Origin of the sequence: Stenotrophomonas sp. NPDC078853 (genome assembly GCF_044901215.1) — a bacterium.
In the GTDB taxonomy this organism is placed as follows: domain Bacteria; phylum Pseudomonadota; class Gammaproteobacteria; order Xanthomonadales; family Xanthomonadaceae; genus Stenotrophomonas; species Stenotrophomonas lacuserhaii.
In genome coordinates, this window is record NZ_JBJDOQ010000003.1 from 197,141 (window position 1) to 209,135 (window position 11,995).

Here is an 11,995-nt window from a genome sequence, read left to right on the forward strand (position 1 = left end):
ACGGCGGGGCTTAGGCCCCGCCGTTTTTTCATGCCCCGGCCATCCATTTCAGGATCAGGCCGGTGACGTACGCAAGGCCGGTGCCGGTGGCATAACCCACCGTCCCCAGCAGCACGCCCACCGGTGCCAGCGAAGGATGGAATGCGGCAGCGACCACCGGTGCCGATGCCGCCGCACCGATGTTGCCCATCGAACCGACGCCGAAGAAGAACAGCGGCGCGCGCAGCAACTTGGCCACGATCCACAGCACCAGCACATGGGTGGCCATCCAGATCAGGCCCAGCAGGAACAACCACGGACGATCCAGCAGCGACAGCAGGTCCATCTGCATGCCGATGCAGGCAATCAGGAAATACAGGAACACCGTGCCCAGGCGCGAGGCACCGGCAGATTCAAGCCGGCGCGCGCGGGTGAAGCTCAGGGCCAACCCCAGTGCCGTGGACAGCAGCACCACCCACACGAACGGGCTGTCCAGGCTGAACTGGCTGGACCAGGCCACGTTGGCCTTGAACCAGCCCGCCAACGGCGTGGCGATGGCATGCGCCAGCCCCACCCCGCCCAGCGCCACGCCGACGATCACCATCAGGTCGGTCAGGCTGGGAATGCGCGCGTTCTGCGCCTCGTAGGCACTGATGCGCGCTTTCATTTCATCGATGGCGCGGGTGTCGGCGCCGTTGCGCGCATCGATCTGCTGCGAGCGGTTGGCCAGGAACAGCAGGATCGCCATCCACAGGCTGGCGCAGGCCACGTCCACCACCGCGAACTGGCCGAAGGTGGTGGCATCGGTGCCGAAGACCTCGCGCATCGCCACCATGTTGGCGCCGCCGCCGATCCAGCTGCCGGCCAGCGCGGCCATGCCCGCCCAGGTATCACCGGCCACCGTCTCCGGATGGATCAGCTTCATCACCTGGAAGGAGACGATCGCACCCAGCATGATGCCGGCCGTGCCTGCGCAGAACACCAGCAGCAGCTTCGGACCCAGCTTGGCGATGCCCTTGAGGTCGATGGACAGGGTCAGCAACACCAGCGCTGCCGGCAGCAGTACATCGCGCGCGACCGGGTTGTACAGCGCGGTGCCATGGCCATCGATCAGTCCGACGGTGTTGTAGATGGCCGGGATGAAATAGCACAGCAACAAGGCGGGCACCCACGCGAAGATTTTCTTCAGCAGTGGCGTGGGACCACTGGCTGCCCAGAAAATGAGCGCAAGGGTGGCGGCGATGAGCCCCAGGCCGACGATGTCGCTGGAGATCAGGGCGGTAGCAGGTTCGGTCGGCATGCGGTCCTCTGTCGATCGAAAAGTGACGGGCGAAAAAAATGCCGCAGGAGGCGGCACCCGCTGAGCTTACCATCGGCCCTGCAGCGTGAGTAGCGGCGCGGGGGCCGGGCGAGGTCGCCACTGCGCGAGCGCCTCACTGCGGGCGCGAGGCACCGACATCCAGCGTGGCCAGGGTGCCGCGCGGCTTCACCGGTTCGAACCGCAGCGTCCAGCCCAGGTGTTCGCACAGGCGTGCGACCAGCTCCAGGCCGATGCCGCCGTGTTCGTTGCGCAACCCGCGCGCCATCCTCGCGTGGATCGCGGCGATCTCCTCCGGGCTCATGCCGTGCCCGGGATCGCGCAGGGTCAGCACGCCGCCGGATGAGAGTTCCAGCTGGATGTTCCCCCGCCCGCTGTTTTCGATGGCGTTGCGCAACAGGTTGCCGATCGCCGCCTGCACTACCGCAAGCGGCGCCACCAGGTCGACCGGCGCAGCCCGCAGGCCGACGGTGAGGTCTTTGTCGCCCAGCAGGTGGCGATGGTCGTCGATGATCTGTGGCAACAGCTGGTCCAGCGCGATGCGCTCGGCACGCGCGGCGAGCCGCGCCGGATCGCGCGCCAGCACCAGCAGCAGTTCGATCAGTGCCTCCATGTCGCCGGCGGTGCGTTGCACGCGCAGCACCTGCTGGCGCGCGCGCTCGGCCAGGCCAGGCTGTTCCAGCGCCAGCTCGGCCGCCCCGGTGATCACCGCCACCGGCGTACGCAGCTCATGGCTGGCGGTGCTGATGAACACCCGTTCGCGCTCGACGAACTGCTCGTTGCGCGCCAGGTAATCGTTGAGGGAATTGGCAATGGTATGCAGCTCGGCGCTTCCACGCGGATCCACGACGATGCGCTGCCCCGGCGCCCCCGGCTTCAGCGCGGCGATATCGCCGGCCAGCTGGCTCAACGGGCGTACCACCCGCTGCATGCCCAGGCGCGCCATGATCACCGTGACGATCACCATCACCAGCCCGGCCAGCAGCACCCAGCGCGTGGCGAACTGCTCCAGCGCTTCGAAGTCGGAGATGTCCAGGGCCAGTGCCAGCCGGCCCATGGTGTCGGTCTGCCGCACCATCACTGCTGCCTTGCGCTCGCCGATCGGAATGCCGTCATGCAGCCCGGGGTGCAGTCCGCGCAGCGCTGCCGGGGTGCCCGGCTGGTCCAGACGGAACAGGCTGAGCGTGTCCGAATCCTGCCAGCGGTAGTCCGGATCATCTTTGCTGTGCAGGATGATGCTGTCCATCTCGGAGTTCAGCAGCGCGCGCCACGCCGCGTGTTCGGCATGTTCATGCACGTTGTTGCCCACGCCGAACACCGCCAGCGAAATCAGCGCAAGGTAGGTCAGCAGCCAGCCCAGCACGCGCCGATACAGGGGGGCGGGCCTAGCGGCCATCGGTGGCCTCTCCTTCCTGCACGGCCAAGCGATAGCCTACGCGCGGCAGGGTGTGCACCAGCTTGCGCGCGAAAGGTCCGTCCACGCTGCGGCGCAGTTCGTAGACATGGGATCTGAGCAGGTCCCCATCCGGCGGTTCATCGCCCCACAGCGCGAACTCCAGCTGCTGCCGCGTCACGGCGGCGGGACTGGCACGCATCAGGACCTCCAGCAGTTTGCGGCAGGCCGGATACAGGTGCAGCACCTGGCCTGCACGCTGGGCTTCCAGCGTGGCCAGGTCCAGCACCAGGTCGGCCACCTGCAGGCGTTTGTGTGGGTTGCGCCCCTGCGCGCGCAACAGCAGCGCGTCCAGCCGGACTTCCAGCTCGGGCAATGCGAAGGGCTTGGTCAGGTAGTCATCGGCGCCGGCGCGGAAGCCGGCGATCTTGTCGGGCAGTTCATCGCGGGCCGTCAGCATGATCACCGGCACTTCCGAGGCGTGTTCGGCGCGCAGGCGACGCAGCACCTCAGGGCCCTCCATGCGCGGCAGCATCCAGTCCAGGATCAGCGCGTCGTAGACCTGCGTGGTGGCCAGGTGCAGCCCGGTGATGCCGTCCGGCGCTACGTCCAGCACATGCCCGCGCGACTCGAAGTAGTCGAACAGGTTGGCGACCAGTTGCCGATTGTCCTCGATCACCAGCAGACGCATGCGCGTACCCATCCCGTAATTCCCTGCATGGTAGCGCCGCCGGTGTCGGAATCCCGTGCCCCCGCGCTTCCGACGATTTTCCCACGCGCCCGGGTGGATAGTCCGGCTTTACCCGGACGCCCCCATTTGGCCCTGCCTTCCTCCCCCCGCGCGCGCTGGCGCCTGCCCCTGCTCTGGCTGCTGGCCGTGGTCGCGCTGGCTGCCGGCATCGGCATGCGCCTGCCACAACCGCCGGACGAGCCACGGTTCGTGCTGGCCGCGCGTGCCATGGTCGACTCCGGCCAGTGGCTGGTGCCACACCGGGGCAGCGAGTTCTATGCCGAAAAACCACCGGTGTATATGTGGATGCAGGCCGCGGCGCACCAGTTGCTGGACTGGAAGGGCAGCTTCCTGCTGCCCTCCCTGCTGGCCGCCCTGCTCAGCCTGTGGCTGGTGGCTGACCTGGCACGTCGGCTGTGGTCGCCGCGGTTGGCGCCCTATGCCATGGCGGCCCTGTTCTGCAGTCTGCAGTTCGGCCTGATGGCCAAGCGCGCGCAGATCGACATGGTGCTGGTGGCGATGACCACCGCGTCGTTGTGGGGCCTGCTGCGGCACCTGTGCGAACGTCCCAACCTGCCCGCACTGTGGCTGGCCGGCATCGCCGCCGGGGTGGGCACGGTCACCAAGGGGGTCGGTTTCCTGCCCCTGCTGATCGTGCTGCCGTGGTGGGCGTGGCGGCTGCAGTACCGGCGCAGGCACTGCCGGGACGCGCCTGGCCCGGCCCCGGCGACGCTGGCGTGGCTCATTCCCGCTTTCCTGCTCGGCACCGCCGTCTGGCTGGCGCCGCTGGGTTGGGCCCTGCTGCACCATCCCGACCCTGCCCTGCAGGCCTATGCGCACGAGTTGCTGTTCAAGCAGACGGCCACGCGTTACGCCCATGCCTGGCATCACCTGCAACCTGCCTGGTACTACCTGCAGGTGATGCTGACGCTGTGGCTGCCCGGCAGTCTGCTGCTGCCCTGGCTGGCGCGGCCGTGGTGGCGGCGGCTGCGTCGTACCGATGCACCCTTCTGGCTGCTGCTGGGCTGGGCCGCGCTGGTGCTGCTGTTCTTCACCATCAGCGCAGGCAAGCGCGACGTCTACGTGCTGCCGATGTTGCCGGCGCTGGCACTGGCCAGTGCCCCGCTGTTGCCTGGCCTGCTGCGCCGGATGAGTGTGCGTCGCTACCTTCTGGCCTACAGCATCGCGCTGGGGCTGCTGTCATTCACAGTCGGCGCCCTGCTGCTGCACGGCGCGCCCTGGGCGCTGGCGCAACTGGAACGGCGTGCGATGCCGATCGGTCTGCTGCCCGTGCTGGGCGGGAGCCTGCTTGCCCTGGGAGCCGCTGTGCTCGGCATGTGTGCATGGCTGCGGCAACGCCGCGCAGCATTGCTGGTGTTGTTGACCCACAGCCTGCTGTGGTGCGTGTACGGCGTGCTGCTGCTGCCCGCGGTGGACCCCTACGCCTCCGCTTCGGACCTGATGCAGCGCGCGGGGGAGCGTATCGGACCGCAGGCAGAACTGGGCCTGCTGGCCTGGCGCGAACAGAACCTGCTGCAGGCCGACCGACCGGCACGCGAGTTCGGCTTCAAGCGACCGTGGGACCTGCAGTGGCGTGATGCGGGCCGCTGGCTTACTGCTGCACCGCAGGCACGCTGGCTGCTGGTGCTGGATGCGGCGATGAGCCCCTGCGTGGATACCGCGCAGGTCATCGACATCGGCATCTCCAACCGCAACCGGTGGCAACTGGTGCCGGGAACCGCATGGTCCAGCGACTGTCATGCAGCGATGAGCGGTGCCAGCAACGCCGAAGAATGATCGAAAGCGCCACGCATTCGCGCTTTAACCAAAGGCGAACGGGGCTCCGATTTTTCTCCGACAGCATGCTACCTAGCATGGCCGCAGATCCTCAGATGGCCTTGACCATGCACCGCACCGCTGTTCCCGGATATCCACTCCCACGCGTTCGGCAGACCGCAGGCAGCGGATTCACTGCACGCCATCTCTGGTTGCCTTTGATCGCCGCATCCCTGCTTTCCAGCGTGCTGGTGCTGGGCGGCGACCAGTGGATCGCCGATCGCATCTTCGCACTGGAAGGCCACCAATGGCTGCTGCGCGAAGCGTGGATGACCAGCACGCTGATGCACAAGGGGGGCAAGTGGCTCAGCGTCGCTGCCACGCTTACGGCACTGATGCTGTGCTTGTACCAGTCGCGCCGTGGCAAGGATCGCCGCCTGCGCTGGGCGCTGTTGTATCTGGTGCTGGCCATCGCGCTGGGCACCGGCGCGGTATCGCTGCTGAAATCGCTTACCCACATGGATTGCCCCTGGGACCTTGTGCGTTACGGAGGCGAGCGCCCGTTCGTCGGCCTGCTGCAGGCCCGCCCCGCCGTCCTGCCCGCTGCTGCCTGCTTTCCCGCCGGCCAGGCCAGTGCGGGCTACGCGTGGGTGAGCCTGTACTTCTTCGCGCTGCTCTGGCGACCGGCATGGCGCTGGCGCGGACTGGCCATCGGGCTGCTCGCCGGCATGGCGCTGGGGCTTGCCCAGCAGCTTCGTGGCGCGCATTTCATGTCGCACGACGTCGCCACCCTGATCGTGTGCTGGCTGCTGTCGCTGGGCCTTTACGCACTCCTGAACGGCTATCTGCGGCGCCCGCTCGCACGCCCGACGGGAGCGCGCGCATGAACGCCACCGTCACTCGCACCCTGCGCCTGCCCGCCGTCGCCTGGCTGCAAGGCCGGCCGCGGCTCTCCACCGAGGCGCTGATTGCGCTGGCCAGCCTGTTCTTCGCCATCGCCGGCAATGGGCTGTTCTGGAACAGCGCGATGGCCACCCATCCCGGCAGCCTCCGCTATGCGCTGTCGCTGCTGCTCCTGCTGCTGGGCACGCATGCCTTCCTGCTTGGCCTGCTGGTCTGGCGCTGGAATGCCAAGGTGGTGGTCAGCACGCTGCTGATGCTGACGATGCTGGCTTCCCACTACATGGGCCGTTACCACATCTACCTGGATGCGGACATGCTGCGCAACGTGCTGGCCACCGACCGCCGCGAAAGCAGCGAACTGCTGACCGCGTCGCTGGCCGGTCCGTTGCTGCTGGGGCTGGTGCCCACGCTTGCGGTCTGGCGCCTGCAGCTCACCGACCGACGCTGGACGGGCGCGCTGTCGTGGCGCGCAGGCTTCCTGCTGCTGGCAGCCGGCGTTGCAGTGGGCGGCGCATTGCTGTCGTTCCAGGAGATTTCCGCCTTGATGCGCAGCCAGCGTGAAGTGCGTTACCTGGCGACCCCGGCCAACGTGCTGCTGGGCTTGCCCCGTGCGCTGCGCGGCGACAACCCGGTGCAGCGCGCGCCCAAACTGCCGATTGGCGTCGATGCACAGGCCATGCACCACGCGTCGGGCAGCAGGCCGCGGCTGCTGCTGGTCGTCCTCGGTGAAACCGCGCGTGCGCAGAACTGGGGCCTGAATGGCGGCAGCCGCCAGACCACCCCGGAGCTGGCGCAGAAGCCGGTGATCAACTTCCCCGACATGCATTCCTGCGGTACCAGCACCGAAGTGTCGGTGCCCTGCATGTTCTCGCCCTGGGGACGTGGCGACTATGACGAGAAGAAGATCCGTGCGCACCAATCACTGCTGCATGTACTGGACCACGCCGGCATCGGCGTACTGTGGCGCGACAACCAGTCCGGCTGCAAAGGCGTCTGCGAAGGGCTGCCGTTGCAGTCACTGGCCGATGCAACCACGCCGGGGCTTTGCGCCAACGGGCGCTGCCTGGACGAGATCCTGCTGCAGGACCTTCCCGCACAGGCGCGCGCGAAACCCGGTGACCGGGTCATCGTGCTGCATCAGCTGGGCAACCACGGCCCGGCCTACTTCGAGCGCTATCCGCCGCGCTTCCGCCGCTTCACCCCTACCTGCGATACCGTCGACCTGGGACGTTGCACCCGCGACCAGATCGCCAACAGCTACGACAATGCGCTGCTGTACACCGACCACGTGCTTGCCCAGGCCATTGGTACGCTGCAGGGCATGGAAGACTACGACACGGCGATGATCTACGTGTCCGACCACGGGGAATCGCTGGGCGAGAAAGGCCTGTTCCTGCATGGGATTCCGTACGCAATCGCGCCGGAAGAGCAGACCCATGTCCCGATGACGATGTGGTTCTCGCCTTCGTTCGCGCGCAACCGCGGGCTGGACCTGGAGTGCGTGCGCCAACGCGCTGGCCGGTACACCGACCACGATGCGCTGTTTTCATCGGTGCTCGGATTGATGCAGGTACGTACGGCTCTGTACGCGCCGCAGCGGGACCTGTTTGCCGCCTGCGAGGGGTGATCATCGGCAGGTGCCTCCGGCGCCCCCGACCTCTGCCCCTTGCGGCAGCGGGCCCGGCCCACTAGCCTTCAGCGGTCGTTCACCGCCCAAGGACCACCCGTGAAACACCGTCATCTCCTGCTGGCTTCGGCAATCGCCGCCGCCACGCTGTCGCTGGTCGCCTGCAAGAAGGAGCCCACCCCGGGCACCGTATCGGCAACCGCAACCGCGCCGGCCGGCGAAACCGCCGACCAGTTCGTGGCCCGCATCAATGCCGAATACAAGGCCGCGTACCCGGAGATGACCTCGGCGCAGTGGTTGTCCTCGACCTATATCAACAGTGATTCCGAGCGCGTGGCGGCCAAGGCCAACGAGCGCTCGTTGACCCAGCTCAACAGCTGGATCGAACAGGCAGCGAAGTTCGAAGGTCAGCCGATGTCCGATGACAGCAGGCGCGCCCTGCAGCTGCTCAAGCTGATGTCTTCGATGCCCGCCCCGCGCGACCCGGCCAAGCTGGCGCAGCTGACCCAGATCGCCACCCGCATGGAAGGCAGTTATGGCGCTGGCAAGTACTGCACCGATGCCAACGATCCGAGCTCCTGCCGCCAGCTCGGCGACCTGGAACAGGTGCTGTCCAGCAGCCGCGACTACGACCAGCAGCTGGATGCGTGGCAGGGCTGGCACGGCACCACCAAGAACATGCGTGGCGACTACCAGCAGTTCGTCGGCCTGGTGAACGAAGGCGCCAAGGGCCTGGGCTTCGCCGATGCCGGGCAGATGTGGCGCAGTGGCTATGACATGCCGCCAGAGCAGATCGGACCGGAAACCGACCGCCTGTGGGAACAGGTCAAGCCGATGTACGAGCAGCTGCACTGCTATGCACGCGGCAAGCTGGACGCCACCTATGGCAAGGACAAGGCCGAAGTGGGCAATGGGCTGATCGCCGCCCACCTGACCGGCAACATGTGGCAGCAGGACTGGTCCAACCTGTGGGACCAGCTGCAGCCGTATCCCGGCGCCGGCAGCCTGGACATCACCGCTGCACTGGAAAAGCAGTACCAGGGCAACCTCAGCGGCGCGCTGGCCAAGGCCGGCAGCACCGCCAACGTGGAAGGCCTGTACAAGGCGCAGCGCGAAGCCGAACTGCGCACCGCACGGCAGATGACCGAACGCGCGCAGGACTTCTACGTATCGCTGGGCATGCCGGCGCTACCGAAGTCCTACTGGGAAAACACCCAGTTCATCAAGCCGCAGGACCGCGACGTGGTCTGCCATGCCAGCGCCTGGGATATGAACATGGACGGCGATGTGCGCACCAAGATGTGCATCAAGCCGAACGAAGAGAACTTCACCACGATCTACCACGAGCTGGGCCACATTTATTACGACCTGGCCTACAACCCGCTGCCGCCGCTGTTCCAAGGCGGTGCCAACGATGGCTTCCATGAAGCGATCGGTGACACCATCGTGCTGGCGATGACGCCGAAGTACCTCAATTCCATCGGTCTGGTCGACAAGCCCGAAGAGAGCCGCGAAGCGGTGATCAACAACCAGATGCGCATGGCACTGTCCGGCGTGGCCTTCCTGCCGTTCGGCCTGATGATCGACCGCTGGCGCTGGGGCGTTTTCGATGGCTCGATCACCCCGGACAACTACAACAAAGCCTGGTGGGACCTGAAGGCGCGTTACCAGGGCGTCGCCCCGCCGACCACCCGTGGCGAGGAGTTCTTCGACCCGGGCGCCAAGTACCACGTACCGGGCAACACGCCGTACACGCGCTACTTCCTTGCGCGCATCCTGCAGTTCCAGTTCTACAAGGGCCTGTGCGATGCATCCGGCTACAAGGGTCCGCTGCACGAGTGCAGCTTCTACGGCAACAAGGAAGCCGGGCAGAAGTTCTGGTCGATGCTGAGCAAGGGCGCCAGCCAGCCGTGGCAGGCAACGCTGAAGGAACTCACCGGTGGTGACAAGCTCGATGCGGGCCCGATGATCGAATACTTCACCCCGGTCAATGCCTGGCTGAAGGAACAGAACCAAGGCCAGGTCTGCGGTTGGCAGGCCAGCGCCGCGGCGCCTGCTGCACCGGCAGCGCCCGCGCAACGCTGATCGATACACCCGGAATCCGGTAGCGCCGAGCAGGGCTCGGCGTTACCTTCGGACTCCATGCAACGCCTGATCAGTTGGCCTTGCCGGCCGCCATCTTCGCGGCAAGCGCGTCCTTGAACTCATCGAAACTGAGCCCCTGCGCATTGGCCTCGGCCTGGGCGGCGTCGCGCAGCGCGTCCGAGTACACCAGCCGCACCGGGGTACCCTTGCGTTCGTGCAGTTCGCCGGCCTGCATGATCAAGGCCAGCACCTGGGCGGCACTCTCACTCTGGCCGGCGATTCGGCCATCCATGCCCAGTACCCATTCGCCATCGCGGCGCACCACGCCAGCCAGCAGCGTGCGCTGCTGGTCGCGCAGTTCGGCATGCGGCTCGACCGGTGAGGCGTGCGCGGCTTCGCGGTTGGCGGCCTGGGTTTCGCGTCGCCGGCGGATGTCACGGCGCAGTTTGGAGGTGGTCGACATCAGGGGAGTACGGGCAATCGGGGCGGCAAGGATACCGCACGCCGCGCGCTGACCTGCTTCACGGCGCGCCCCCGCCTGCGGCCACCCGCAGCGCCTCCGCAGCGCGCTCGCGCCGGTGTTCCCAGTACCAGAACAGGAAGCCCACCGCGAAGAAGGCCGCCTGGCCCAGCGCCAGCTGCAGCGGCGAATGGCTGAGCAGCGGGGACACCAGCCCGGCCACCAGCGTGCTCACCATCAGTTGCAGGAACGCCTGCAATGACGAGGCCAGCCCGCGCTGGTGCGGATACATGTCCAGCACCGCCAACGCCAGGATCGGGAAGATCAGCGCCATGCCCAGGCCACCGATGAAGATCGGCAGCACCGCCCACGGCAGCACCAGCTGCGGGGCCGTGGCAACGTAGCCGATGTTCAGCACGGCCGAAACCGCACAGCAGATGAAACCGATGCTGACCTGGCGGGTCGGCGTGGTACGGCCGGCCATGCGCCCGGACAGGAACGAACCGGCCGTCATGCCGCCGATGGTCGGGATGAACAGCCAGGCGAATCCGCCCTCGCCCAACCGCAGGTGCTGCATCACGAACATCGGCGCGGACGCGATATACAGGAATATGCCACCGAAGTTGATGCTGCCGGCCAGCGCCAGCCGCATGAAGCGCGGGTTCGAGCCGATCCGCAGGTAATCGCGCACCAGCCCGCGCGGCGACAGCGGCGTGCGCGCGTCGATCGGGTGGGTTTCCGGCAGGAATCGCGCGGTGGCCACCAGCAGCAGCAGCGAGAACACCACCAGGAACCAGAAGATCAGCGGCCAGCCGGCACCGCTGAGCAGGATCCAGCCGCCGATGATCGGCGCGATGGCCGGTGCGATGCCGAAGATCATCGATACCTGGCTCATCAACCGCTGCGCATCGTGGCCGTGGTACAGGTCACGGATCACCGCGCGGCCGACGATCATGCCGACGCCGGCCGACAGGCCCTGCAGCGCGCGGAACATCAGCAGCGTGGTCAGGTCGGTGGACAGCGCGCAGCCGACCGAGGCGCCCACGAACACCACCAGCCCGCCGAGGATCACCCGCTTGCGCCCCCAGGCATCGGAAAGGGGGCCGTGCGCCAGGCTCATCAGCCCATAGAACAGCAGGTAGACGCTGACGGTCTGCTGCACCGCTACTTCATCCACCCCGAGCCGCTGCGCCAGCTGCGGGAACGCCGGGAAAATGGTGTCGATGGAGAACGGGCCGAACATCGCCAGGCCTGCGAGCAGCAGGGCCAGACGGCGGGTCGAAGGCGAGGCGGCAGTCATGGGAGCGTCCGGAGGTTCCGCGCAGGCCATGCGCGGCAGGCGCCAGCCCGTGTCCAGAAGAGACAGAAGGGCGGCGCCGGATGAATACGAGTAGTGCGCCATGATAGACCGTAGCGTTCGCCTTTGCCATTCGGTCCGGTCCGAAAACGTCTGGTCCCTGACCCCATCCAGCCGCGCATCCGTGGGGGCCGACCGCTATAATCGGGGGGCAACAAGGTGGGAGAAGCAGGACACCGCTGCCGAAGGCGCAAACGCCCGTAATCGCTCAGGCCCGTGACCACCCGCATCAAAACTCTGGAGAGACCGGTTCGATCCGGCGCCGAAGGGGCACGAAGCCGCGCACATGCGTGCTTCCAAACTCTCAGGCAAAAGGACAGAGGGGCGCCCCCGCAGGCTGCTGATCGGCAGCCTGCCCACGTGCGTG

Annotated in this window: 9 protein-coding genes and 1 riboswitch; of the genes, 4 read left to right on the plus strand and 5 right to left on the minus strand. The window is 67.1% G+C overall.

Annotation, left to right across the window (positions count from 1 at the left end; genetic code table 11):
- Positions 1–28: 28 nt before the first annotated feature.
- From ACI2JH_RS04785 to ACI2JH_RS04795, 3 genes are all read right to left on the minus strand, one after another.
- Complete coding sequence (locus ACI2JH_RS04785; RefSeq protein WP_101099919.1) at positions 29–1,279, minus strand: DUF819 domain-containing protein; 1,251 nt, start codon at positions 1,277–1,279, stop codon at positions 29–31.
- 133 nt (positions 1,280–1,412) lie between these two features.
- Complete coding sequence (locus tag ACI2JH_RS04790) at positions 1,413–2,693, minus strand: sensor histidine kinase (RefSeq protein WP_404735570.1); 1,281 nt, start codon at positions 2,691–2,693, stop codon at positions 1,413–1,415.
- Positions 2,683–3,381: a response regulator transcription factor gene (locus ACI2JH_RS04795; protein WP_404735621.1), complete on the minus strand. Its 699-nt coding sequence runs from the start codon at positions 3,379–3,381 to the stop codon at positions 2,683–2,685. Before ACI2JH_RS04795 ends, ACI2JH_RS04790 begins: the two co-directional genes overlap by 11 nt.
- Positions 3,382–3,513: 132 nt before the next feature.
- Between ACI2JH_RS04795 and ACI2JH_RS04800 the strand changes: the two genes are divergently transcribed.
- From ACI2JH_RS04800 to ACI2JH_RS04815, 4 genes are all read left to right on the plus strand, one after another.
- Positions 3,514–5,217, plus strand: coding sequence for an ArnT family glycosyltransferase (locus ACI2JH_RS04800; RefSeq protein WP_404735622.1), 1,704 nt, complete (start codon positions 3,514–3,516; stop codon positions 5,215–5,217).
- 107 nt (positions 5,218–5,324) lie between these two features.
- Positions 5,325–6,083, plus strand: coding sequence for a phosphatase PAP2 family protein (locus tag ACI2JH_RS04805; protein ID WP_404735623.1), 759 nt, complete (start codon positions 5,325–5,327; stop codon positions 6,081–6,083).
- The gene (locus tag ACI2JH_RS04810) at positions 6,080–7,726 is read left to right on the plus strand and encodes a phosphoethanolamine transferase (protein WP_404735571.1); all 1,647 of its coding nucleotides are present in this window, start codon (positions 6,080–6,082) and stop codon (positions 7,724–7,726) included. The genes ACI2JH_RS04805 and ACI2JH_RS04810 overlap by 4 nt, the downstream gene beginning before the upstream one ends.
- 99 nt (positions 7,727–7,825) lie before the next feature.
- The gene (locus ACI2JH_RS04815; protein ID WP_404735572.1) at positions 7,826–9,811 is read left to right on the plus strand and encodes a M2 family metallopeptidase; all 1,986 of its coding nucleotides are present in this window, start codon (positions 7,826–7,828) and stop codon (positions 9,809–9,811) included.
- 70 nt (positions 9,812–9,881) lie between these two features.
- On the opposite strand, the gene ACI2JH_RS04820 is transcribed toward ACI2JH_RS04815, so the two are convergent.
- A complete protein-coding gene (locus ACI2JH_RS04820) occupies positions 9,882–10,274 on the minus strand; it encodes a hypothetical protein (protein WP_101099914.1) in 393 nt (130 codons plus the stop codon).
- Positions 10,275–10,332: 58 nt separating this feature from the next.
- Positions 10,333–11,571 carry a multidrug effflux MFS transporter gene (locus ACI2JH_RS04825; RefSeq protein ID WP_101099913.1) on the minus strand — a complete coding sequence of 413 codons (1,239 nt, stop codon included), beginning with the start codon at positions 11,569–11,571 and terminating at the stop codon, positions 10,333–10,335.
- 284 nt (positions 11,572–11,855) lie between these two features.
- Positions 11,856–11,958: riboswitch (glycine riboswitch) on the plus strand.
- Positions 11,959–11,995: the final 37 nt, after the last annotated feature.